The organism is Paeniglutamicibacter kerguelensis, from assembly GCF_017876535.1.
Taxonomy (GTDB): domain Bacteria; phylum Actinomycetota; class Actinomycetes; order Actinomycetales; family Micrococcaceae; genus Paeniglutamicibacter; species Paeniglutamicibacter kerguelensis.
Genome location: NZ_JAGIOF010000001.1, coordinates 1,025,300 through 1,049,591, shown reverse-complemented (window position 1 = coordinate 1,049,591; position 24,292 = coordinate 1,025,300). Strand labels below are relative to the sequence as shown.

Below are 24,292 nucleotides of genomic sequence, written 5' to 3'. Positions count from 1 at the left end.
AGAGTGCACGGTGTGCGTTTAGTGATTGCCAAGTGTTCAGTTGATTATGAGGGCCGTTTGCGTGCCCACCTCCCCCTGGCGACCCGCCTGTTGATGGTGAAGGCCGACGGCTCGGTCCTGGTCCATTCGGACGGCGGCAGCTACAAGCCGCTGAACTGGATGAGCCCGCCCGCCGTCATGCGGATCGTGGAACCGGACGAGGAGCAGGCCGCCGAGGGCGACGTCGAGCTCTGGCACGTCGCCCACCAGAAGTCCGATGACCGCTTGGTGGTCCACATCAAGGAAATCATCCACGACACCGAGCACAACCTCGGCACCGACCCGGGCCTGATCAAGGACGGCGTCGAATCCGACCTGCAGCGCCTGCTGGCCGACCAGATCGAGACCGTCGGCGCAGGGTTCACCCTGATCCGCCGCGAATACATGACGGCGATCGGCCCGGTGGACATCCTGGCCCGCGATGCCGGGGGCTCCACCGTCGCCATCGAGCTCAAGCGCGTTGGCGACATCGACGGCGTAGAGCAGCTGACCCGGTACCTGGAACTGCTCAACCGCGACCCGTTGCTCAAGCCGGTGCGGGGGGTATTTGCCGCGCAGAAGATCAAGCCTCAGGCTCGCACGCTGGCCACCGACCGCGGCATCGATTGCCTCGTGCTGGACTACGACGCCATGCGCGGAGTCGATGACAGCGCCGCACGGCTTTTCTAGACGCGTTCACGAACCGAAGGGTTGCAGCTCTCCAGCGGAGAACTGCAACCCTTCGTCGTAGGCGCCGGCACCGCGGCACCGATTGGCGCGCAGCCATTTGCTGACGTCAATCCGTGGCCAGCCGGGCACGCACACCTAGAATGGGGTCATGACTCCATCAGCCTCCCCGGCCCGCTACGCGCTCACCGGACGCCTTCTCTCGCACGGAACCGAAATCACCGACGGCATCGTTGCAGTCGACGGCAACCGCATCGCCTTTGCCGGGAACGCAACGGAGTTTGCCTTCCTCGAGGAGGCCGAGAGCTTTGAACTGCTAACGACCCCGGAGGGAACCATCATCACCCCGGGCCTGATCGACTTGCACTGCCACGGCGCCGTGGGCGGGGACTTCCCGTCCGGAGACGCGCAGGCCATCGGCAAGGCCATCGACTTCCTGCACCGCGCCGGGACCACCACGCTGCTGGCATCCCTTGTCACGGCGGACCGCGACGACATGCTCACCTCCGCCAGGGTGCTCGCCGAGTTCGCAGAGCGCGGAGACATTGCCGGCATCCATGCCGAAGGCCCGTATCTCTCGGACGTCCGCTGCGGCGCGCAGGACCCGGCCTTCCTGTCAGATCCGGAACCCGCTTTCGTCGATGCATTGATCGAGGCTGCGGCCGGGCAACTGCGCACCATGACCTACGCCCCGGAACGCCAGGGCTCGGACGCGTTGCTCGAGCAGCTGGTCTCCCAGGGCGTCGTGCCCTCCCTGGGCCACACCGATGCCGATGCCACCGCGGTCACAAGTTCGCTGGAACTTGCCCGGGAGGAGCTTGGCAGCGCCGGGGTCGACGGATTCACCGAACGCCCCACCGTGACACACCTGTTCAACGGCATGCCGTCGCTGCACCACCGCTCCCCCGGCCCGGTTGCCGCTTGCCTGGAACTTGCCGCGGCAGACAAGATCATCGTCGAGCTCATCGCCGACGGCGTGCACCTCGACCCCGTGACGGTGCGCACCGTGTTCAACCTGGTCGGCGCAGACTCGATCGCGCTCGTCACCGACTCCATGGCCGCAGCCGGCCTGGTCGACGGGGACTATGCACTGGGCCCGGCACAGGTGACCGTTGCCAACGGCGAGGCACGCCTGGCCTCCAACGGCTCGCTGGCCGGAGGCACTGCAACCATGCTCGATGTCCTTCGTTCTACCGTTGCCGGAGGGGTCCCGCTTTCCGAGGCCCTGACCTCCGCCACCAAGGTCCCGGCCGAGGTGCTTGGGCTGGTCGACGAGGCGGGGCAGCTCCACCAGGGATTCGTCGCCGACCTGCTCTTGCTGGATGAGAATCTCAACCTGATGCAGGTCATCCGCAACGGTGAAACAATTTATGAAGTTTCTGTTTAGCACCAATACCAAAGGTGTTGACCCAGATCACATGCCTATGTGATGCTGGACTCAGTCTTTGTGTTGGTTAGTCATACCCGCCAAAGCTAGGTTGCGGGTGTGAAGCGACTGATGCGGTTCAATCCACGTCAGTGTTCTTCTCACTTCTGTACCAATCACGACCGGCGCACGGTGCGCCGGTCGGTTTTTCGCACTAAATGAGGAGAAATACATGGCTCAGGGAACCGTGAAGTGGTTTAACGCCGAAAAGGGATTTGGCTTTATCACTCCGGATGGCGCCGAGGCTGACGTTTTCGTTCACTACTCGGAGATCCAGACCAATGGCTTCCGTACGCTGGAAGAAAACCAGCGCGTGGAATTCGAAGTTGGCCAGGGTGCCAAGGGTCCTCAGGCAACCGGCGTTGTCGGTCTCTAGGACTTCACAACCTCTTTGAACCCTCGGGCCGTTGCAACACCCCGGCGTTTCACACGCTGGCCAAGGGTGCCAGCGCGGCCCGGGCCGAAGAATAGTTAAAGCAGTGGGGCGGGATGATGTTTATCATCCCGCCCCACTGCTTTACTGCGTTTAGTCTTGCCGCCAGGTGCCGACGCCCGCAACGGGGCCGGCCTCCAGCCAGGCCGAGAGACCGTTATAGGTCCCGTAGTCCATGGCAATCAATATTTCTCGGCCTTCGTAGGTCACCATCACGATGACGCTACCAGGCTGTACCAGGTGCTTTTCCTCTTCTGCGGGCTTTCGCCATCCATTGAGTTCGATGGAACTTCGCAAAAACTTGTGCACCGCAATCGGGGAGACGGAAAAGAGCTTGAGAAACTCAAGCTCTCCGGCTCCATAACGAGCGACAACCATCATCCACTTCCCGGGGGCCGTGGAGATCGAAGCGTCGAATGTGCCAAGAGTGCGCCGTAATTGAATACGGCGCACTCCCATGGCGCCCAAGAACATCACCACCAGCAGCAAGGCTGCCAGAACGATGAGTACAGGAATGCCGAGTTCGTTCAAGGCAGGACTATCGAGTTCCCGCCGGGGCAGATTCGGCCATGACGGCGTTATCGGCAACGATCACAACGCGGTTGGCATCAACGGAGAAGAACCCGCCGTCAACCTGGACCGTGAACCGGGGACCGGAAACCGGGACGATTTCCAGATCACCGGCAGCTAGCACGGCCAACATCGGCGCGTGGTCGGGAAGGATCCCGATCTCGCCTTCGCTGGAACGTCCCTTGACCAGTTTTGCCGCGCCGGACCACACGAAGTGGTCGGCAGCAACAATTTCGACTTGGAGTTCGGCCATGATTACTTGGTCGATTCCTGGATCTTGGCCCACTGGCGCTCGACATCGTCCATGCCGCCAATGTTGAAGAATGCCTGCTCTGCGATGTGGTCGACATCGCCGTTGCAGATCGCGTTGAAGCCTTCGATGGTGTCCTTGATGGAAACCGTCGAGCCCTCGACACCGGTGAACTGCTTTGCAGTGTAGGTGTTCTGCGACAGGAACTGCTGGATGCGACGTGCACGCGAGACAACGATCTTGTCTTCTTCGGACAGTTCGTCGACACCGAGGATGGCGATGATGTCCTGCAGTTCCTTGTTCTTCTGAAGGATCTGCTTGACGCGCACGGCGGTGTTGTAGTGGTCGTGACCGACGTACTGCGGGTCAAGGATTCGCGACGTGGAGGTCAGCGGATCGATGGCGGGGTACAGACCACGGGAAGCGATTTCACGGGAAAGTTCCGTGGTCGCGTCCAAGTGGGCGAAGGTCGCTGCCGGAGCCGGGTCGGTGTAGTCATCCGCAGGCACGTAAACGGCCTGCATCGACGTGATCGAGTGGCCCTTGGTCGAGGTGATGCGCTCCTGGAGGAGACCCATCTCGTCGGCCAGGTTCGGCTGGTAACCCACGGCCGAAGGCATGCGGCCCAGAAGGGTCGACACCTCGGAACCGGCCTGGGTGAAGCGGAAGATGTTGTCGATGAAGAGCAGAACGTCCTGGTTCTGGACATCGCGGAAGTACTCCGCCATGGTCAGAGCGGACAGTGCCACGCGCAAACGCGTTCCTGGCGGCTCATCCATCTGGCCGAACACCAAGGCGGTGTCCTTCAGAACATTGGCTTCTTCCATTTCGACCCAGAGGTCGTTACCTTCACGGGTGCGCTCGCCAACACCGGCGAATACCGAGGTACCACCGAAGTTACGTGCAACACGGGTGATCATTTCCTGGATCAGCACGGTCTTACCAACACCGGCGCCACCGAACAGGCCGATCTTGCCACCCTTGATGTAAGGGGTCAAAAGGTCGATCGACTTGATGCCGGTTTCCAGCATTTCGGTCGAGCCTTCGAGGCTCGCGAATGCCGGAGGCTTGCGGTGGATCGGCCAGCGCTCGGAAACCTGGATTTCCGAGGCAGGAACGTCCAGGGGCTCGCCCAGGACGTTGAAGATGTGACCCTTGACGCCGTCGCCTACTGGCACGGAGATCGGGGCACCCGAGTCGAGCACCGAGGTACCGCGGACAAGTCCGTCGGTGGCCTGCAGGGCGATCGCACGAACCATTGAGTCACCGAGGTGCTGGCTGGTTTCGAAGGTGATGGTCTTGGTCTCGCCGTTGAGGGTGATCTCAGCGGAAAGAGCGTTGTAAATGGCAGGCAGGGAGTCGGCGGGGAATTCGACGTCGACAACCGGGCCGATAACGCGTGCGATACGGCCGGTTGCACCGGTCGTGGCAGCGGTACCCTGCTCGTTAAGTTGGGCAGTCATCTCTCTCTCACTTCATTTGTGTAGATGGCGTGGATGTAAGTGTTTGGGAAGATCTCGGTTAGCCGTTCAGCGCGTCAGCGCCGGCAACGATTTCGGAGAGTTCCTGGGTAACCTCGGCCTGGCGGGCGTTGTTACGAAGACGCGTGTACTTCTTGATCAGTTCCTTGGCGTTGTCACCGGCGGTCTTCATGGCACGCTGGCGTGCGGCAAGCTCGGAAGCTGCTGCCTGCAACATTGCATTGAAGATGCGCGACTCGATGTAACGCGGAAGCAGTGCGTCAAGCACCTGCTCCGGTTCCGGCTCGTATTCGTAGAGCGGCAACAGTTCATCGGCAGGAGTCTCGGACTCCTCCTCGACGACCTCGAGCGGCAGCAAACGAATGACCGTCGGTTCCTGAACGACCATGGACTTGAACTGGGTGAATACAACGTGGATTTCATCCACGCCGCCCACTTCAAATTCGTCGGCGAAGTCCTTGAGCAGGACCTCGCGCAGTTCGCGTGCGGTTTCAAACTCCGGGGCGTCGGTTCCACCGGTCCACACCTTCGCGTATTCGCGTCCGCGGAATTCAAAGTACGCCTGAGCCTTGCGGCCGACCAAGTAGGTCTTGACGTCCTTGCCTTCTTCATGGAGCAATTCAACGAGGTGCTCTGCCTGCTTCAAGACGCTGGCGGAGTAGGACCCGGCGAGCCCGCGGTCCGAGGTCATTACCAAGACTGCCGCGCGACGGATTGACTCCGGCTCGGTGGTCAGTGGGTGATCGATCTCGGACTGTGACGCGACGGCAGTAACAGCACGGGTAATCGCATTGGCGTACGGCAGCGATGCCGAGACACGCGCACGTGCCTTGCCAATACGGGAAGTAGCGATCAGTTCCATCGCCTTGAAGATCTTGCCCATCGACGTCGTCGATGCAATCTTCTGGCGGTAGACCCGGATCTGGGCTCCCATGTTTGTCCTTTCCTTATCCCTTTGTAGGGGTTGCCGCGCCGCGCAAGGTGGCGCGGCAACCCTTACTCAAAGGCGATGTCAGCGCTTTTGCTTGACGATCTTTTCCTGGTCGACGGATCCCTCGGCCAAGGCGTCGAATTCTTCGTGGCCAGCGGCGACAAGCTTGTCGTCGCCTTCACCGAAGAAGCCGGCCTTGAAATCGGCAATGTTCGACTTGAGCGATTCAACGGTCTCATCTTCGAGCTTGCCGGTCTCGGCGATCACGGTCAGCACGTTGGTGCGGTGACGCAAGTGAGCCAGGAAGTCGGTCTCGAAGCGGCGAACGTCTTCAACCGGGACATCGTCCAGGTAGCCGTTGGTACCGGCCCACACGGAGACAACCTGATCCTCGACCGCGAACGGTGCGTACTGTCCCTGCTTGAGCAGTTCCATCAGGCGTGCACCACGGGTCAGCTGCTGCTTGGAAGCGGCATCGAGGTCCGAGGCGAACATGGCGAAGGCCTGCATGTCGCGGTACTGAGCCAATTCAAGCTTCAACGTACCGGCAACCTTCTTCATGGCCTTGATCTGCGCCGAGCCACCAACACGGGACACCGAAACGCCCACGTCGACTGCCGGACGCTGGTTGGCGTTGAAGAGGTCCGACTGCAAGAAGATCTGGCCATCGGTGATGGAAATGACGTTGGTCGGGATGAACGCCGATACGTCGTTTGCCTTGGTTTCGATGATCGGAAGACCGGTCATCGAGCCCGCACCGAGTTCGTCGGAGAGCTTTGCACAACGCTCAAGCAAGCGGGAGTGCAAGTAGAACACGTCGCCCGGGTAAGCTTCGCGTCCTGGCGGACGGCGCAGCAACAGGGAAACGGCGCGGTAGGCTTCGGCCTGCTTGGACAGATCATCGAAGACGATCAGAACGTGCTTGCCGTCGTACATCCACTGCTGGCCAATGGCCGAACCGGCGTACGGTGCCAGGTACTTGAAGCCAGCCGGATCGGATGCCGGGGAGGCAACGATCGTGGTGTATTCCAGTGCTCCGTGGTCTTCAAGGGTCTGGCGCACTGCGGCAATGGTCGAAGCCTTCTGACCAATTGCCACGTAGATGCAGCGGACCTGCTTGTTGGTGTCGCCCGAAGCCCAGTTGGCCTTCTGGTTGATGATGGCATCCACGGCCAGAGCGGTCTTGCCGGTCTGACGGTCGCCAATGATCAGCTGACGCTGGCCACGGCCGATCGGGATCATCGCGTCGATGGCCTTCATGCCGGTCTGCAGCGGTTCGTGAACCGACTTGCGCTCGGTGACGCCTGGAGCCTGAGCTTCCAGTACGCGACGTCCGGTGGACGCGATCGGTCCCAGGTCATCGATAGGCTCGCCCAGCGGGTCAACCACGCGTCCCAGGAAGGCGTCGCCCACTGGTACCGAGAGGATCTCGCCGGTGCGCTCTACGCGCTGGCCTTCGGCGATGCCGGTGAAGTCGCCCAAGACGACGACACCGATCTCGCGGGTGTCAAGGTTCTGGGCCAGGCCCAGGGTGCCGTCTTCGAAGCGAAGCAGCTCATTTGCCATGACGGAGGGAAGACCCTCCACCTTGGCGATACCGTCACTTGCCGTGGTTACGCGGCCGACCTCGGTGCGCTCAGCTTTGCCCGGTTCGTAGGACGCTGCGAACTCATTCAAGGCATTGCGGACGTCGTCGGCGTTGATGGTCAAATCGGCCATCTGCAGTCCCTGCTCTCCTAAGTTGTGATTACCGCGATCAATCGTGTGCGGTAACCGAAAATTGATTCAGTCTATGGTGACTGGCTGGCAGGTAGACCCCTGAAGGGGGTCTACCTAGCCTGCCAACCGGCGGCGAAGATCCGACACGCGGGTTGCGATGGAAGCGTCTACCACTTCATCGCCCACCTTCACGCGGATGCCGCCGACTAGTTCCGGGTCGATGTTGACATTGATTTTCAAGTCTCGACCGTAAAGGTTATTCAGGCCTGCCTGCAGGCGCGCGAACTGCTCGGCGGTGAGGTCACGAGTGACGCTTACCTGGGCAATCCAGCGATCCTGACGCTTAGCCACCAATTCCACGAAGCGCTCCAGAAGTGCGACGGGCTTGAGCCCACGCGGCGAAGCGACGGCCTGGCGGATCAGCAGTGCCGATGCTTCACTGGCAGTCGGGACAAGCTTCAGCGCCAAGGCGCATTTCGCTTCCGTCGTTGCCTGAGCATCATCAAGTGCACGCTGCAGATCATGACTGGACCCAACAACACGGATGAACGCGAAGAGGTCTTCTTCGAGCCTCTCCAAGCCAGCGGAACCGCCCTGACGTTCGGCGACCATGATTGCAGCGTTAGCTGCCACGATCTCCAATGCATCGCCAATGTCTCGTGCCGAGCTCCAGCGCGAAGTGGCAAGACCAGCGACGGTGGCCTCGGCGTCGGCCGAAACCTTTCCGCGCAACAGCTGGGCTACAAGCCCCGCCTTGTCCGAAGCCCCACGGGCGGGATCAGTCAGTGCGCGACGCAGGCCTGCATCGCCGTCGATGACCCGAAGGGCACCGAACAGCTCTGTCGACAATTCCAAGGACGCGTGTGCAAGCTTGGTTTCCAACGACGCCAGCGCCGCGGCGAGTGACTCGCTCGATACACCTGCCATTAGTTCGATGCACCTGCGTTCTGCTGGTTTTCCAGATCTGCCAGGAACTTATCGACCACGCGAGCTGCGCGCTCGTCGTTCTCAAGAGCGTCGTCGACGATCTTGCTGGCCAGCGAAGTTGCCAGGGTTCCGACCTCGGCGCGCAGCGAGGTAACTGCTGCAACGCGCTCGGCTTCGATCTGACGGTGGGCCTGCTCAGTGATGCGAGCGGACTCCTCGGAGGCCTTGGTCTTCAGCTCAGCCAGGATCTGGGCACCTTCTTCGCGCGCGTCCTCACGGATGCGGTTGGCTTCGGTGCGTGCTTCCAGCAGCTGGGCCTTGTACTGCTCAAGGGTGGCGTTGGCTTCTGCCTGTGCGGCTTCAGCCTTCTCAAGTCCACCTTCGATGGCCGTAACGCGGTCCTGGTAGGACTTCTCGAATGCCGGGGCAATGTACTTGACCACGATGAACAACAGGACAGCGAAGCCTGCAGCAGTGACAAGAATTTCCCACGGGTTCGGAAGCAGAGGGTTGGCACCCTCACCTGCAGCGAGGATCAATTCGTTGCTGATCATTCTCACTCTTCCTTATCTCTTAGGTTCCAATTGCAATAGCCCTGCGATAGTGGCAGGGCCACCACCAAAGAAACTAAGCGCCGATGACGAAGGCGAAGACCAAGCCCAGGATTGCCAGTGCTTCTGCAAGGGCGAAGCCCAGCATGGCGATTGGCTGAAGGATGCGCTGTGCTTCCGGCTGACGAGCCACACCGTTGATGTAGGCAGCGAAGATCATGCCCACGCCGATGGCCGAACCGATAGCAGCCAGGCCGTAGCCGATCATGTTGAGGGAGCCGTGGAGTTCCATTTCGTTCCTTTCAAGATACCGACACTTTGTCGGCAGGTTGTGAGGTCATTCCCTGTTGAAGGGGAAAGCTTTGTGTTGGTTTAGTGCGAGCCCGAATGTTTAGTGGGCGTCTGCATCCAGGGCACCCTGGATGTAGATGGCGGTCAGCAGGGTGAATACGAAGGCCTGCAGGACCATGATCAAGAGTTCAAGGAAGTACATCGCTACGGAGCCGGCGATTACCGCAACGCCAACGGCGTTCATTGCCAGCGAATCCTGGACCATGATCAGGTAACGGGCGCCGGTGGCGGCGAGCATCACGATCATGTGGCCGGCCAGCATGGTGGCCATCAAACGCAGCGAGTGGGTCAGCGGGCGAACGATGAAGTTGGAGATGATTTCCAACGGCACCATCAGCGGCAAGATCCAGCCCGGCACGCCGGAAGGAACGACTGCGAGCTTGAAGTAGCGGATACCGTGGTTCTTCACGCCGACGGCAATCCAGGTGCCGTAGATGATGATCGCCATGGCGTACGCCGAACCAGCGTGCGAGAACGATGGGATCTGAAGGAACGGAATCGCGCCGAAGAGGTTGTTCAGCAGGACGAAGAAGAAGGTTGCGAAAAGCAGCGGCACCCAGGGGCGGAAGTTCTTTTCGCCGATGATGTCGCGGCCCACGGAGTTGCGAACAAATCCGTAGGCGCTCTCTGCAAGGAACTGAGCCTTGCCTGGAACCAACTTCGGGTTCTTAATTGCGGACTTGAAGAACCACACGATCAAGATGATCGAAAGGATGATCATGATCATCTGCTTGCCGAAACCGGTCCCGTACTCGGCTAGCCAAGGAAACACCTCGGGAAGGTGGGTGTCGGAAATTGTCGGCGGGACATATGGTTCTGTGGCCGTCGGAAGCGCAAACGCGGTCAACGCGCTGTCCTCTCTGCAGTTTCGGTCATGGGGCAAAGTTGGTGACTCGGCGCAGGGCACCGCTCACCGTGTGAAGTTCTGGTGGTCGATCTCATTACTCGGTACTGTCTTCGCGGCGTCGGTGCCGTTGATGATGGCTAGCCAAGAAGTATCCCGCGGTGGCACCAAGCAGCGCACCAACGAAGAGTATCCATCGGGTGTCCAGTAAAAGATCCAGACCCCAGCCTATCAAACCCCAAGCGATGAGCCCGCCAACGATGTAGTTGATGAATTCACGCACCGGGCGTTCATGAGGCATTTCATCGGGGTGCTTAGCGTGGGCTTCCATGCTGGTCCTCCCCACTTCCGGGCGGGGTCGGCTCCTCGTCGGCAAAGATGGGGAGGCGGGCCTTGGAGAAGGCGCGGATCTCACCAATTTGCCAAAGGACCAAGGAACCGATGGCCCCCCACATGAATGCGGGACGGTTAACCCAGTCGGGAAGCCCGGAAAAGAGCACTAGGAAACCCATGCCGAAGATCTTGAGCACATAGGTGAACAAGAAGGCCGGCAAGGCCCAGCTGCTGCGATATCGGCCAACCAGTTCGGCGATGAGCAGGCTGACGCCAAAGAAGATGATAACCAGACCCACGGCAAACCCAATGGAACCAGCCATGTCTGCGCCAAGAATCGGCCAAAGCACCAGGGAAACGGCAGCGCCGACACTGATCGTGTAGGCGGTGCAGGTCTTCAGGATGCCCGCCCAAGGGGAACGCGGAGCCGACGACGCGGCAAGCGCACCGTTGGCTTTCGAGCCGCGAACCGGCTTGATCATCTGCATCCTATTCCCTTGTATACAGCGGCCCCTGGCACAGGGTATCTGCGCAACAAGGAGTTTGATGGGGATTGACCTCCAGTGGAAGCCTCATTGAATTCTACACGAGATAGAACGACTGCTCGACTTGGGGGTTCCTCCCCTGCCCGATCGCCGCACCGGCTACTTCTCGCGATCGGCCTTCAGCTGCGTGTAGCCTTCCCGGATCTTCGGCCACCACGTGGCCAATCCCACAAAAACAATTGCCGCAACATAAACGGGAACAACGATTCGCCGGTTCCCCAGCGAGAAAGCCATCACCCCGGAGGCACACAGCGCCGCCCACAGATACATCAGGATGACCGTGGTCTGCTCGCTGTGCCCGCCCTGGACCATGCGGTGGTGCATGTGCCCCTGGTCGGCGTGGAACGGCGACTGCCCCCGGGACATGCGCCGGATGACGGATAGCCCCAGGTCCAAGAGCGGGAGCATGATCACCGCTGCGGGGAGGATGACCGGCATGTAGGCAGGCACGTTGCGGAATCGGAAAGCGTCCTCCCCCAGCACGTCGCCCGTGACAGCGATTGAGGAAACGGCAAGCAGCAACCCGATCGCCAACACACCACTCTCCCCCATGAAGATGGAGGCCGGGTTGAAGTTGTGCGGCAGGAATCCGAGCGTGGCGCCCAGGAGTATCGCGCACAGTAGTGCGGAGAAGTTTGAGTAGTCCTCGGCGTCCACGCGCGTCGCAAGGTAGTAGCTGTAGATGAAGAACGTTGCCGCGCCAATTGCGGAAACCCCGGCGGCCAGCCCATCGAGGCCGTCCATGAAATTGATGGCATTCATGATCAAGACGATCAGGAGGATCGTGACCGCCACTCGCGCCACTTGTGAATCGAAATGCACCGATCCGACGGGCAGCGCCTTGATGACGATCCCGTGGCTGGCGATGATCAGGCCGATGGATATCTGCCCGATCAGCTTGATCCACCATTTCAGGTCCATCAGGTCGTCGAGGACCCCCATGACCAGCACCACGGCCAGCGCGATGGCCACGCCCTGGACCGGTTCGGTGTTCCTGAACACTCCGTCCAGAAATGGGATCCGGCTGGCCATCGCGAGACCGAGGTAGATCGCGCCGATTATTGCCACGCCGCCGAGCTTGGGCGTCGGACGCTTGTGCATGTCACGCTTGCGCACCGAATCCTCGGGCAGGAACCGGGCGCCGACGGCGCGCAGCACCGGCGTCAGCAAGTATGAGGTTATGAACGCGACCCCGATCAGCAGGAGATAAGTTCTCATGAGTCGGTGGTCGACTCCATTGCCCCGCGGGTTTCCCCGGTATCTTCAGGCGCGTCGGATTCGGGGGCTGCGTCGGCTTCGGCGCTGTCGTCGGGGGTCTCCGCCGGAGGCACTTCGCCCAGGCCCAGCAGGCCGGGAACGACCACGCGCAATGCTTCCAGGCCGAGCGCGCCCTCGCGAACCACGCGCGGCGGGTTCAGGGTGCAGTCGATGATGGTGGAGCTCAGGGCTTCGCCGCTGACGGGGCGCGGCCCCGCCTCGAGGTAGACGTCGACTGATTCGCCAAGCTGCTCGAAGGCCTCGGCCGCGGTGGCCGCGGCGGGATGGCCAGTGCGGTTGGCCGAGGACACGGCCAGCGGGCCGGTGACTGCCAGCAGGTCGCGGGCCACCTCGTCGTCGGGAACCCGCAACGCCACGGTTCCGCGGGTCTCCCCCAGGTCCCAGGTCAGCGACGGCTGGGCCTGCAGGATCAGGGTGAGTGCGCCGGGCCAGAATTCCTCGGCAAGCGCCCGGGCGTCCTCCGGCACATCGACGGCAAGCCCGTCCATGGTCTGGATCGCGGGAATCAGGACCGGAGGCGGCATGTTCCGTCCCCTGCCCTTGCAAGCCAGCAATGTGGACACCGCCTGGGCGGAAAATGCGTCGGCGGCGATGCCGTAGACGGTGTCCGTGGGCATCACAATGCAACGCTGCGCGGAGAGCGCGGTTTGCGCGGCCGCCAGTCCGGCATCGCGTTGCTGGCTATCTAGGGCGTCAAAACGTGAAGTCACGCGGTCCATTCTTCCATGTGTAGGGTCCTGCTAGCGGCGGATTCCGCTGGTCGAGCGATCGCGGCCGGTCAGATCGCGGTGCGTCTGGATGTTGCTCCAGACGCCGCCCTCCTCAAACAGGGCGGCCATTTGGGGTGCCTGGACCTCCGCGTGCTCCATCACGAACAGCCCGCCGGGGCGCAGCAGCCTTGCCGCGGAGCGCTCGGCGGCACGCGGCATGACCATGCCGTCGTCGCCTCCGCCGTAGAGTGCCATCTGCGGGTCATGCTCCCGGGCCTCGGGCTCGCGCGGAACGGCGTTGGCCGGGATGTACGGGGGGTTGGAGACCACCACGTCGCAGGTGCCGTCCAGTTCCGCAAACGCGTCCCGCATGTCGCCCTGGATGAGGTGCACCCCCAACGGGGCAAGGTTGCGTTGTGCATAGGGGAAGGCGAGGTCGGAAAGTTCGACCGCGTGCACCTCGGCGCCGGCCAGCTCGTGGGCCAGCGAACCGGCGATGGCGCCGGAACCCGTGCCCAGGTCTACCAGGCGCGGGGCCGGCAGTTCCCGGGCGAAGTCGACGGCGATCTGCACCACGGTCTCCGTCTCCGGACGCGGCACAAACACCCCGGGGCCCACCGCGAGCTCCAGGTACCTGAAGTAGGCGACGCCGGTGAGGTGCTGCAGCGGGACGCGGGTTGCCCGCCGCGCCACCAGTCGGCCATAGGCGGCATCGTCCGCGACGGAGAAGGACTCCCCCATCATCTGCAGGCTCTTGAGCCGCCCGCGGCTGGTGTTCAGCACGTGGGCGGCCAGCAGCTCGGCGTCCACCGCCGGGGAGGGGACGCCGGCCGCGGCCAGGGTTGCCGTGGCTTCGGCCAACACCTCAGCCAGGGGCTGGCCGAAACACTTGTCGGACATGGCTGTTTAGTCCTTGTCCCCGCCGATGGCGTCCAGACGCTGCTGCTCGTCCATTTCGATGCAGGAGTTGATCAACGGATCAAGGTCGCCGTTCATGACCGCATCAAGGTTGTAGGCCTTGTACCCTGTGCGGTGGTCGGCGATGCGGTTTTCGGGGTAGTTGTAGGTGCGGATGCGCTCGGAGCGGTCCATGGTGCGCACCTGCGACTTGCGGATGTCGGAGTTCTCCGCGTCGATGATTGCCTGCTGGTGCGCAAGGATGCGCGAACGCAGCACGCGCATGCCCGCCTCGCGGTTCTGCAGCTGCGACTTCTCGTTCTGCATTGCCACCACGATGCCCGTGGGAAGGTGGGTGATGCGCACCGCGGAGTCGGTGGTGTTCACGGACTGGCCGCCGGGGCCCGAGGACCGGTACACGTCGATCTTCAGGTCGTTCGCGTGGATCTCGACCTCTTCGGGCTCGTCGACCTCGGGAAGGATCAACACGCCGGCGGCCGAGGTGTGGATGCGTCCCTGGGACTCGGTCTGCGGCACGCGCTGCACTCGGTGCACGCCGCCCTCGAACTTCAGGTGCGCGTACACGCCCTCAGCCGGGTCGTTCGACTTACCCTTGATGGCAACCTGGGCGTCCTTGTAGCCGCCGAGGTCCGACTCGTTGAACGAGATCATCTCGGTCTTCCAGCCCTTGGCTTCCGCGTAGCGGGTGTACATGCGCAGCAGATCCGCCGCGAACAGCGCGGCCTCGTCGCCGCCTTCGCCACCCTTGACCTCGAGGATGACGTCGCGTGCATCGTTGGGGTCGCGCGGGATCAGCAGGCGGCGGAGCTTTTCCTCGGCTGCCGGCATGGCCTCCTCGAGCTCGGCGACCTCGTCGGCGAAGTCCGGGTCTTCCTCGGCCATTTCGCGGGCTGCCTCGAGGTCCTCGGTCATCTGCTTCCAGCGCTTGTGCGCCTCGACGATGCCGTTGAGCTGGGCGGAGCGGCGTCCGAGCTTGCGGGCAAGGCCCTGGTCCTGGTAAACGGCGGGGTCCGAGAGCTGGGCCTGCAGGGCAGCGTGCTCATCGAGTAGTCCCTTGACGGACTCAAACATGGGTTTCAACTTCTTTCACGACGACTGGTTCCATTCTAAGGAACGAAAGGGGGAATTCGGTGTTAACGACCGACGCCCGATCCCGCCGTGCCCGCGAAAAGCGGGCACGGCAAAACCGGGCGTATGGCGTAGCTAGGCGTCGTTCTTGGAACCCAGCGTGGTCTTGTTGATGAGCATCAGGAACTCGGCGTTCGAGGAGGTCTCGCGGATCTTGCCCGTGAGGGTTTCCAGTGCCTGCTGCGTGTCGAGGCCCGAGAGCACGCGGCGCAGGCGCCACATGATGCGAACCTCGTCCGGGGACAGCAGGTTCTCTTCGCGGCGGGTGCCCGACTCGTTGACATCGACGGCCGGGAAGATGCGCTTGTCCGCGAGCTTGCGGGACAGGCGGAGTTCCATGTTGCCGGTGCCCTTGAACTCCTCGAAGATGACCTCGTCCATCTTGGAACCGGTCTCGACGAGCGCGGTGGCCAGGATGGTCAGCGAGCCGCCGTTTTCGATGTTGCGGGCTGCACCGAAGAAGCGCTTCGGCGGGTACAGCGCCGAGGAATCGACGCCGCCGGAGAGGATGCGTCCGGAGGCCGGGGCCGCCAGGTTGTACGCACGGCCCAGGCGGGTCATCGAGTCCAGCAGGACCACGACGTCCATGCCCATTTCCACCAGGCGCTTGGCGCGCTCGATGGCGAGCTCGGCGACGGTGGTGTGGTCGTCGGCCGGGCGGTCGAAGGTCGAGGCAATGACCTCGCCCTTGACGGTGCGCTGCATGTCGGTGACTTCTTCGGGACGCTCGTCAACCAACACCATCATGAGGTGGACCTCGGGGTTGTTGATGGTGATGGCGTTCGCGATCGACTGCAGGATCAGCGTCTTGCCGGCCTTCGGCGGCGAAACGATCAGGCCGCGCTGGCCCTTGCCGATCGGGGCAACCAGGTCGATGACACGCGGGCCGACCAGCTTCGGGTCGGTCTCCAGGCGCAGGCGGTCCTTCGGGTACAGCGGGACCAGCTTGGAGAAGTCAACGCGGTTGGCGTTCTCTTCCGGGGTCTTGCCGTTGATGGCCGTCAGCTTCACCAGGGCATTGAACTTGGCGCGGGTGTTGGCGTTCTCGTTCTCGCGCGGTGCACGGATGGCACCAACGACGGCGTCGCCCTTGCGCAGGTTGTACTTCTTGACCTGGTTCAGGGTCACGTAGACGTCGTTCGGGCCGGCAAGGTAGCCGGTGGTGCGGATGAACGCGTAGTTGTCCAGCACGTCCAAGATGCCGGCGACGGGCAGCAGCACGTCGTTCTCGTTCATCTCGGTGTCGTCGACATCCGGCTGGTTGCGGTTGCGGCGGTTGCGGGAGTTACGGTCATTGCGGTCGTTGCGATCGCCACGTTCATTGCGTTCGCCACGGTCGTTGCCGCGCTCGTTGCCGCCACGCTCGTTGCGTTCGCGGTTGCGCTCGCGGTTGCGTTCGTTGCGTTCGCGGTTGCGCTCGCGGCGGTTGGCGTTGCGGTCCTCGGCGGACTCGCGCACGCGCTCCTCGGCCTTCTCGGCAGGCTTTTCGACGGCCTTTTCCTCGGCGGCCTCGGGGGCCTCCACGGATTCGGCCTGTTCAACGTTGCTCTCGCGGCGGTTGCGGTTGCGGTCGCGGCGGTTGCGGTTGCGGTCGTTGCGCTCGCTTCGCTCCGGGCGGCCCTCGTGGGTGCCCTCGGCGGTCTCGCCCTCGCTTGCAACGGCGGTCGCGGACTCGGCGGTCTCGGCGGTTGCCGCCGCAGGCTTGCCTTCGGCTGCGGGCGCGCTGGGAGCGGACTCGGCGCGGCGGTTGCGGGAGTTGCGACGCGGTGCGCGTTCCTCGGCGGCGGGCGCCTCGGCGACCTCGGCGGTTTCCGTTGCCACGGCCGGAGCGGCCACGGTTCCGGTGGATTCGGCACGACGGCTGCGGCCGCGGCGCGGTACGCGGTCCTCGGAGGCGGGCGCCTCTGAAGCCTCGGCCGGAGCTTCGGTCTTGGTTTCCGCGGCAGCCTTGGCGGTGCGCTTGGCCGGGGCCTTGGCCTCTGTCTTGGTTTCCGCTGCCGCTTCCACCTTCGGTTCGGCCTTGGCCTTGGCCTTGGCATCGCGGTCGGCTACGGAGCCACCGCGCTGGTGGCTGGAAATCGCGGTGACAAGATCGCTCTTGCGCATCCGGGATCCGCCGGTGATACCCAGCTGGGACGCAAGCGCCTGCAATTGTGCAAGCTTAAGGCCGGCAAGTCCGCCGCCCTTGGATGCGTTGTTTTCTTCCACGCCTGCATTCAGGCTGGTGGTTTCGGTCACGAAGGTTCCTTCCCCCTCGTCGGGCGGATCGCATCAGAGAGATCCGCAACGTTTGACTGCCCTTTGCCCGCGTCAGATGCGGAAAAGGTTGAACCGTGCATGGACCCGGTGAAGGCCAATACCTCGGTCGATCTTGCGTGGGACACATCAAAGGATTGGATGCCCATCAAAGACGATGAACTCAATCGGATGGTGTGAGGGTGCTTGCGCGCCTGGCTAAAAGTGGTTTGGCGGCGGTCAGGCGCCGCGAAAACGCGGCGATCGACGATTGCACTAAACGCAATGAATCATTCCCAAGATCTGGGATGGTTCTTTTAGGGACTTGTGCTAAGCACTTCTACTCTAACACCGCTTTGCGGCACAGACGGAATCTGGACACGCCAAGAAGTTTCGCGGTGATCCGCGGCATGTCCCGCGATGGCCCGCGCCACGGCCTCGGCCTCCTCGTTCCCCGCACACAGCACCAACACCGTGGGACCGGCACCCGATACGACCGCCGCGTGGCCAAGGGCCCGCAGGTGTGTGATCAGTGCGGCGCTCGGGGCCATGGCCGGGGCCCTGAACGACTGGTGCAGGAAGTCCTCGGTTCCAAGCAGCAACGCGCTTGGCTCGTGGGCCAATGCGTGGATCAATAGCCCCACGCGCCCGCCGTTTGCGGCGGCAACTGCATGCGGAACCGTCTCCGGCAGCAGGCCGCGGGCCGCATGGGTGGAAAGTTCGACGTCCGGAATGGCAATGACCGGGACGATCGATTCGTGCAGCACCCCGTTGAGGGTGCCGAATCCGCTCCCGGCAACCCAGGACAGAGTGAGCCCCCCGAAGATGGCCGGGGCCACGTTGTCCGGGTGGCCTTCCCAGCGCGCGGCGGCCTGGAAGATTTCCTCCAGGCCCTCCTGCGCGTCGGCGGGAAGCAGTGCGTTGGCTGCCGCCAACGCACTGACCATGGCAGCGGCGCTGGAGCCCATGCCGCGGCCGTGGGGAATGCGGTTTGTCGCTTCAAGGCGCAGGCCGCAGGCCTCGTAGCCGAGCTCGGCCCAGCGTTCCAGGATGGTCTTGGCGATCAGGTGGGTCTCGTCGGTGGGCAGCGACTCCGCGCCCTCCCCCGTCATCCGGACCACGACCCCGGGCTCCGCAAGCGTGTGGACCACCAGCGTGTCGAACACCGACAACGCCATGCCCAACACGTCGAAGCCCGGCCCCAGGTTGGCCGTCGTTGCCGGCACGTGCACGGCAATGGTCTGTCCGGCCTGTATTTGCGCCATGTTGCGTTTATTCCCTTGGTGAATTGCGTTTAGGCAAGGCCGAGTGCGCCGGCTACGGCGACAACATCGAATTCGACCTTGGTCGGTGAAACCTCGGAACCGTCTGCGGTCTTCAGGGCCCAGTCCGGGTCCTTCAGGCCGTGGCCGGTCACGGTGATCACGATGGTCTTGCCCGTTGGCACGTCGCCCGCGGCGTGGTGCTTGATCAACCCGGCGACTCCCGCCGCGGAGCCCGGCTCCACGAAGACGCCCTCGCGGGAGGAGAGCCAGCGGTGGGCCGCGAGGATTTCCTCGTCGGTCACCGAGTCGATGATTCCGCCGGACTCGTCGCGGGCCTCCTCGGCCTGCTTCCAGGATGCGGGGTTGCCGATGCGGATGGCGGTGGCGATGGTATCCGGCTCGGTCACCGGGTGGCCCAGCACGATGGGTGCGGCGCCGGCGGCCTGGAAGCCCCACATGATCGGGGTCTTGGTGGACACCGGTGCGAGCACGTCGCCGGCCTGGTTGGTGTACTCGGAGGAGTACTCCTTGTAGCCCTTCCAGTAGGCGGTGATGTTGCCCGCGTTGCCCACCGGCAGCACGTGGTAGTCCGGGGCGTCGCCCAGGTAGTCGACAACCTCAAACGCGCCGGTCTTCTGGCCCTCGATGCGTGCCGGGTTCACCGAGTTCACCAGGAACACCGGGTAGTTTTCGCTCAGCTTGCGGGCGACCTCGAGGCAGTTGTCGAAGTTGCCGTCGATCTGGATGATGTCCGCGCCGTGGGCGATCGCCTGGGACATCTTGCCCATGGAGATCTTTCCGTCCGGGACCAGCACGGCGCACTTGAGGCCGGCCTGGGTTGCGTAGGCGGCGGCGGAGGCCGAGGTGTTGCCGGTGGAGGCGCAGACAACGGCCTTGGCGCCGGCCGCAACGGCGGCGGTCATGGCCATGGTCATGCCGCGGTCCTTGAAGGACCCGGTCGGGTTCATGCCCTCGACCTTCAGGTAGACGGTTGAACCGGTAAGTTCACTCAGCGCCGGGGCGAACACCAGGGGTGTTCCGCCCTCGCCGAGGGTGACGATCTTGGTGTTTTCGTCAACGGGCAGGCGGTCGGCGTATTCGCGGATGACTCCGCGCCACTGGTGGGCCACTTAGTTTCCTTCAACTCGCAGGACAGAGATTACTTCTTGGACGGCAGCCAACTCCGCCACTGCCGCAACGGTGGCGGAGAGGGCGGATTCGGTGGAGCGGTGGGTGACGATGCGCAGCTCGGCGACAGCAGGCGCCGAGTCCCGGTTCACGGTCTGGCGCAGGGCCTCGATGGAGACGCCGTTCGTGGCAAAGATCGAGGCGATCGAGGCAAGCACGCCCGGTTCGTCGGAGACCCGCAGGCCGATGGCGTAGCTGGTGGCGGCCTGCGCGAAGTCCATGACCTGCACGGACTGTTGGGTGGCGATGGCCGGCAGCGGGCCGCCGGAAACCACGCGGCGTGCCACGGCGACGGTGTCGCCCAGCACCGCGGAGGCGGTCGGCGATCCGCCGGCGCCGCGGCCGTAGAACATCAGTTCGCCGGCGTTTTCCGCCTCGACGAAGACCGCGTTGAACGCGCCGTGCACGGCGGCCAGCGGGTGAGTGCGGGGCAGCAGCGTCGGGTGCACGCGCACGCCGATGCCGTTCTCGCCGCGTTCGGCGATGGCCAGCAGCTTGATGACCATTCCGGCGTCCTTGGCGGCAGCCACGTCGCCGGCGGTGATCTTCGAGATGCCTTCGCAGTACACGTTTTCCAGGGCGAAATCGGTGTGGAAGGCCAGCGAGGCGAGGATCGCGGCCTTGGCCGCGGCATCGTGCCCCTCGACGTCGGCCGTCGGGTCCGCCTCGGCGTAACCCAGGGCCTGGGCCTCGGCGAGCACGTCGTCGAACTGGGCGCCGGTGGTGTCCATGGCGTCGAGGATGAAGTTGGTGGTGCCGTTGACGATGCCCATGACCTTGGTGATCCGGTCGCCGGAGAGCGAGTCGGAGATCGGGCGCAGGATCGGGATGGCGCCGGCGACGGCTGCCTCGTAGCGTAGCTGGGCGTCGTTGGCGAAGGCCAGGGCGCTCAGTTCCGCACCGCGGGCCGCCAGCAGCGCCTTGTTTCCGGTGATGACCGAGGCGCCGCGGCTCAGTGCGCGGCCGATCAGCTCGCCGGCGGGCTCGAGGCCGCCGAGCAGCTCGATGACGATGTCCGCGTCGTCGACCAGGGCGGCCGAGTCGGTGGTGAACAGCTCGGCGGGAATCTGCCCGTCGCGCTGGGTTGCTACATTGCGTACTGCAATGCCCGTCAATTCGAGTTTTGCCCCTGCGCGGTCGGCAAGCACCGATGCGTCTTCCAGCAGGATGCGTGCCACCTGGGCACCCACGTTGCCGCAGCCGAGCAGGGCCACCTTCAGTGTCTTCACGTTTCTAACTATGCTCCCAAGTCGCGGGCCAACAGATCGGCTTCGGTTTCCCTGCGGATGATGGCGCGTGCGGCACCGTCCCGCACCGCAACGACGGCCGGGCGGCCCAGGTAGTTGTAGTTGCTGGCCAATGCCCAGCAGTACGCCCCGGTTCCCGGTACGGCGAGCAGATCGCCGGCGGCAACATCCTCGGGCAGGTAAACGTCCCTTACGACTATGTCACCGGACTCGCAGTGTTTGCCAACCACGCGGGAAATAATCGGTTCACTTGCCGTCACACGGGACGCCAGCACGGCGGTGTAGTCGGCGTCGTAGAGCACCGGGCGGGCGTTGTCGCTCATGCCGCCGTCGACCGAAACGTAGCGGCGCGGCACCAGGGTGCCGTCCCCGGTCTCCACCTGGACGCTCTTGCGCACGCCGGCCTCGTAGAGGGTGAAGGTGGAGGTGCCGGCAATGGCGCGGCCCGGTTCGATGGAGATGCGCGGCACGGCGATGCCCAGCTCGAGGGCGGTTTCGCCGACGACCTTGGCCATGGCGGCCGCAAGCGTTGCCGGGGCGCTCGGGGTGTCAACCTCGGTGTAGGCAATGCCGTAGCCGCCGCCCAGGTCCAGTTCCGGGAGTTCCACGCCGTGGATTTCCTTGATCCCGGCCAGGAAGCCGAGCATCTTCTGCGCGGCCAGGGCAAAGCCCTCGGCCTCGAAGATCTGGGAGCCGATGTGGGCGTGCAGGCCCAGCAGGTTCAGCTCCTCGTGCTCCAGCGCAAAGCTGACGGCCGCGGCGGCCGGGGAAACGTCCCCGCCCACCGGGATCATGGAGAGCCCGAACTTCTGGTCCTCGTGCGCGGTGGCGATGAACTCGTGGGTGCTGGCGTGCACGCCGGGGGTCAGCCGCAGCATGACGTTGGCGCGCTTGCCGGTTCCCCGGGCCAGCACCGCGACGCGCTCGAGCTCGTCGAGCGAGTCGACGACGATGCGGCCCAGGCCCGCCTCGATTGCCGTGCTGATCTCGGTGACCGATTTGTTGTTGCCGTGCAGCGAGAGGTTCTCCGCGGGCACGCCGGCCACGCGGGCGACCGCCATTTCGCCGCCGGAGCAGGTGTCCAGGCGCAGGCCCTCGGCGGTGACCCAGCGGGCCACCTCGGTGCTCAGGAACGCCTTGCCGGCGTAGTAGACATCCACGCCGCCGCACAACTCGGCAAAGGCGGCGTCGAATGCCTGCTTGAATCCGCGGGCTCGGGCCCGGAAGTCGTTTTCGTCAAGCACGAACAGCGGGGTGCCGAACTCCTTGGCGAGTTCCGAGACCGGCAGGCCCTGGACGGCCAGTTCCCCGCCGGCAGTACGGGCCACGCCCGCGGCCCACTCGATGGGGCGCAGGGCGTTGGCGTCCTCGGGGAAGGACAGCCACTGGGGTGCAAGGGGGGAAAAAGCCATGTGATTACATCTTCTCCGGCGCGGACACGCCCAGCAGGCCAAGGCCGTTGGCCAGGACCTGGGTGGTGGCGTCGTTCAGCCATAGTCGGGTGCGGTGGATGGCCTCGACCGGCTCGTCGCCGATCGGGGTGACGCGGCAGGCGGCGTACCAGGAGTGGTAGGCGCCGGCGAGCAGCTCGATGTGGCGGGCCACGCGGTGCGGCTCGCGGTGCGTCGCGGCCTGGGCGACCACGGACGGGAACTGCCCGAGCGCGGCCAGCAGGTCGTTTTCGGTTTCGTGGGTCAGCAGCGTTGCATCGAAGTCGGTGCGGGTGACACCCTTCTCGACGGCGTTGCGGGCCGCTGCGGCCGAGCGCGCGTGGGCGTACTGGACGTAGAACACGGGGTTGTCGTTGGTGTTCTTCTTCAGCTGCGCCGGGTCGATCGTCATCGGCGAATCGGCCGGGTAGCGGCCCAGCGAGTAGCGCAGCGCGTCGGCGCCGAGCCAGTTGATCAAGTCGCGCAGCTCGATGATGTTGCCGGCGCGTTTGGACAGGCGGGCGCCGTTCACGGAGATCAGCTGGCCGATCAGCACCTCGATGTTGACCTTCGGGTCGTCGCCCGCGGCGGCGGCAATGGCCTCCAGGCGCTTGACGTAGCCGTGGTGGTCGGCACCGAGCAGGTAGATCTTCTCGGAATAGCCGCGGTCCTTCTTGGAAAGGTAGTAGGCGGCGTCGGCGGCGAAGTAGGTGGGCTCGCCGTTGGCACGGATCAGCACGCGGTCCTTGTCGTCGCCGAAGTCCGTGGTGCGCAGCCACACGGCGCCGTCGGTGTCGTCGATGTGTCCCTGTTCGCGCAGGCGTGCCACGGCGTCCTCGACGGCGCCCCCGGCATGCAGCTCCTCCTCGGAGAAGAACACGTCGAACTCGACGCCGAAGTCGTTCAGCGTCTCCTTGATGTCGGCCATCTGCGCCACGTAGGCGGCGTGGCGGATGATCGGCAGGGCCGCTTCCTTGGTGAGCATGCGGATGTCCGGGTGCGCCGAGGTAACGGCGTGGGACAGCTCCTTGATGTACTCGCCCGGGTAGCCGCCCTCCGGCACCGGCAGGCCGTGCAGGCGGTTGTAGACGGAGAGGGCAAAGATGTTCATCTGGTTGCCGGCGTCGTTGATGTAGTACTCGGAAGTGACGGTTGCGCCGCTGGCCTTGAGCACGCGTGCGATCGAGTCGCCCAAGGCGGCCCAGCGGGTGTGGCCGATGTGCAGCGGGCCGGTCGGGTTCGCGGAGACGAACTCCATGTTGATGTTGTGGCCGACCAGGGCCTCGTTGGTGCCGTAGGCGGCACCGGCCTCGACGATGGTCTTGGCGAGCTCGCCCGCGGCACCGGCCTCGAGGGTGATGTTCAGGAAGCCAGGACCGGCGATGTCAACCTTGGCGACGCCGCTGGCGTCTGCCAGGCGCGTGGCAAGGATCTGGGCGAAGTCGCGCGGGTTCATCCCGGCCTTCTTGCCCAGCTGCAGGGCGATGTTGGTGGCCCAATCGCCGTGCTCGCGACTCTTCGGTCGCTCCACACGCACAATCTCGGGTACTTCAACGGAAATCTGGCCAGCGTCGACAGCGTCGCGGAGGCAAGCGGAAATGGCTGTGGAGAGTTCTTCAGGAGTCACCCCTCAAGGATAACCGGGGCGCAACGGCTCCACCGACGTTGTGACGCCGCGACGTCGCACACATCAACACCGCATTTGACCCGCTCCCCCGCCGCGCTGGCCGCCAATTTGTGATTCGGCACTTCACACCTGCTAAGCTCTTTTACGTTCCCAGCTGGAAATGATTCGTTTTCCGAGAAATCGGTTGTCGAAGTCCGGCA

24 protein-coding genes are annotated in these 24,292 nt (G+C 63.9%); 3 read left to right on the top strand and 21 right to left on the bottom strand.

The window, feature by feature from the left end; translation table 11 throughout:
- Positions 1–12 precede the first annotated feature (12 nt).
- The 3 genes from nucS (at position 13) to JOF47_RS04710 (ending at position 2,507) form a co-directional block, all read left to right on the top strand.
- A complete protein-coding gene (nucS, locus tag JOF47_RS04720; RefSeq protein ID WP_209996279.1) occupies positions 13–708 on the top strand; it encodes an endonuclease NucS in 696 nt (231 codons plus the stop codon).
- A 148-nt stretch (positions 709–856) separates the two neighbouring features.
- On the top strand, positions 857–2,092 hold the full coding sequence (nagA, locus tag JOF47_RS04715; protein WP_209996277.1) for an N-acetylglucosamine-6-phosphate deacetylase: 1,236 nt from the start codon (positions 857–859) through the stop codon (positions 2,090–2,092).
- A 211-nt stretch (positions 2,093–2,303) separates the two neighbouring features.
- Complete coding sequence (locus JOF47_RS04710; protein WP_068735141.1) at positions 2,304–2,507, top strand: cold-shock protein; 204 nt, start codon at positions 2,304–2,306, stop codon at positions 2,505–2,507.
- Between the two features lie 150 nt (positions 2,508–2,657).
- Here JOF47_RS04710 and JOF47_RS04705 read toward each other — a convergent pair whose 3' ends face one another.
- The 21 genes from JOF47_RS04705 to argS all read right to left on the bottom strand — a co-directional run bounded on the left by JOF47_RS04705 (position 2,658) and on the right by argS (position 24,092).
- Complete coding sequence (locus tag JOF47_RS04705; protein WP_209996276.1) at positions 2,658–3,095, bottom strand: DUF2550 domain-containing protein; 438 nt, start codon at positions 3,093–3,095, stop codon at positions 2,658–2,660.
- A 7-nt stretch (positions 3,096–3,102) separates the two neighbouring features.
- Positions 3,103–3,387, bottom strand: coding sequence for a F0F1 ATP synthase subunit epsilon (locus JOF47_RS04700; protein WP_209996275.1), 285 nt, complete (start codon positions 3,385–3,387; stop codon positions 3,103–3,105).
- A 2-nt stretch (positions 3,388–3,389) separates the two neighbouring features.
- The gene (atpD, locus tag JOF47_RS04695; protein ID WP_209996274.1) at positions 3,390–4,847 is read right to left on the bottom strand and encodes a F0F1 ATP synthase subunit beta; all 1,458 of its coding nucleotides are present in this window, start codon (positions 4,845–4,847) and stop codon (positions 3,390–3,392) included.
- A 58-nt stretch (positions 4,848–4,905) separates the two neighbouring features.
- Positions 4,906–5,799 carry a F0F1 ATP synthase subunit gamma gene (locus JOF47_RS04690; protein WP_209996273.1) on the bottom strand — a complete coding sequence of 298 codons (894 nt, stop codon included), beginning with the start codon at positions 5,797–5,799 and terminating at the stop codon, positions 4,906–4,908.
- 78 nt (positions 5,800–5,877) lie between these two features.
- A complete protein-coding gene (gene atpA, locus JOF47_RS04685; protein WP_209996272.1) occupies positions 5,878–7,515 on the bottom strand; it encodes a F0F1 ATP synthase subunit alpha in 1,638 nt (545 codons plus the stop codon).
- 114 nt (positions 7,516–7,629) lie between these two features.
- Positions 7,630–8,442 (bottom strand): F0F1 ATP synthase subunit delta, encoded by an 813-nt coding sequence (locus JOF47_RS04680; protein ID WP_209996271.1) that lies wholly within the window; start codon positions 8,440–8,442, stop codon positions 7,630–7,632.
- Entirely contained in the window at positions 8,442–8,996 is a 555-nt protein-coding gene (locus tag JOF47_RS04675) for a F0F1 ATP synthase subunit B (protein ID WP_209996270.1), read from the bottom strand. The genes JOF47_RS04680 and JOF47_RS04675 overlap by 1 nt, the downstream gene beginning before the upstream one ends.
- A gap of 73 nt (positions 8,997–9,069) precedes the next feature.
- The gene (locus JOF47_RS04670) at positions 9,070–9,285 is read right to left on the bottom strand and encodes a F0F1 ATP synthase subunit C (RefSeq protein WP_209996269.1); all 216 of its coding nucleotides are present in this window, start codon (positions 9,283–9,285) and stop codon (positions 9,070–9,072) included.
- A gap of 99 nt (positions 9,286–9,384) precedes the next feature.
- Complete coding sequence (gene atpB / locus JOF47_RS04665) at positions 9,385–10,191, bottom strand: F0F1 ATP synthase subunit A (RefSeq protein ID WP_209996267.1); 807 nt, start codon at positions 10,189–10,191, stop codon at positions 9,385–9,387.
- Positions 10,192–10,285: 94 nt separating this feature from the next.
- Positions 10,286–10,519, bottom strand: a complete 234-nt coding sequence (locus tag JOF47_RS04660) for an AtpZ/AtpI family protein (RefSeq protein WP_209996265.1) — start codon at positions 10,517–10,519, stop codon at positions 10,286–10,288.
- Complete coding sequence (locus JOF47_RS04655) at positions 10,503–11,003, bottom strand: hypothetical protein (protein ID WP_209996264.1); 501 nt, start codon at positions 11,001–11,003, stop codon at positions 10,503–10,505. Before JOF47_RS04655 ends, JOF47_RS04660 begins: the two co-directional genes overlap by 17 nt.
- A gap of 162 nt (positions 11,004–11,165) precedes the next feature.
- Entirely contained in the window at positions 11,166–12,284 is a 1,119-nt protein-coding gene (locus tag JOF47_RS04650) for an MraY family glycosyltransferase (RefSeq protein WP_209996263.1), read from the bottom strand.
- Positions 12,281–13,054, bottom strand: a complete 774-nt coding sequence (locus tag JOF47_RS04645) for an L-threonylcarbamoyladenylate synthase (protein WP_377738186.1) — start codon at positions 13,052–13,054, stop codon at positions 12,281–12,283. Before JOF47_RS04645 ends, JOF47_RS04650 begins: the two co-directional genes overlap by 4 nt.
- A 30-nt stretch (positions 13,055–13,084) precedes the next feature.
- A complete protein-coding gene (gene prmC, locus JOF47_RS04640) occupies positions 13,085–13,954 on the bottom strand; it encodes a peptide chain release factor N(5)-glutamine methyltransferase (RefSeq protein ID WP_209996261.1) in 870 nt (289 codons plus the stop codon).
- A gap of 6 nt (positions 13,955–13,960) precedes the next feature.
- Positions 13,961–15,043, bottom strand: a complete 1,083-nt coding sequence (gene prfA / locus JOF47_RS04635) for a peptide chain release factor 1 (RefSeq protein WP_209996260.1) — start codon at positions 15,041–15,043, stop codon at positions 13,961–13,963.
- 132 nt (positions 15,044–15,175) lie between these two features.
- Positions 15,176–17,338 carry a transcription termination factor Rho gene (gene rho, locus JOF47_RS04630; protein ID WP_209996259.1) on the bottom strand — a complete coding sequence of 721 codons (2,163 nt, stop codon included), beginning with the start codon at positions 17,336–17,338 and terminating at the stop codon, positions 15,176–15,178.
- A gap of 314 nt (positions 17,339–17,652) precedes the next feature.
- Positions 17,653–18,600 (bottom strand): homoserine kinase, encoded by a 948-nt coding sequence (gene thrB / locus JOF47_RS04625; RefSeq protein WP_209996258.1) that lies wholly within the window; start codon positions 18,598–18,600, stop codon positions 17,653–17,655.
- A 29-nt stretch (positions 18,601–18,629) separates the two neighbouring features.
- On the bottom strand, positions 18,630–19,730 hold the full coding sequence (thrC, locus tag JOF47_RS04620) for a threonine synthase (RefSeq protein ID WP_209996256.1): 1,101 nt from the start codon (positions 19,728–19,730) through the stop codon (positions 18,630–18,632).
- The gene (locus JOF47_RS04615; RefSeq protein ID WP_209996254.1) at positions 19,731–21,017 is read right to left on the bottom strand and encodes a homoserine dehydrogenase; all 1,287 of its coding nucleotides are present in this window, start codon (positions 21,015–21,017) and stop codon (positions 19,731–19,733) included.
- Between the two features lie 8 nt (positions 21,018–21,025).
- On the bottom strand, positions 21,026–22,447 hold the full coding sequence (gene lysA / locus JOF47_RS04610; protein ID WP_209996252.1) for a diaminopimelate decarboxylase: 1,422 nt from the start codon (positions 22,445–22,447) through the stop codon (positions 21,026–21,028).
- 4 nt (positions 22,448–22,451) lie between these two features.
- Positions 22,452–24,092 carry an arginine--tRNA ligase gene (argS, locus tag JOF47_RS04605; RefSeq protein ID WP_209996250.1) on the bottom strand — a complete coding sequence of 547 codons (1,641 nt, stop codon included), beginning with the start codon at positions 24,090–24,092 and terminating at the stop codon, positions 22,452–22,454.
- Positions 24,093–24,292: the final 200 nt, after the last annotated feature.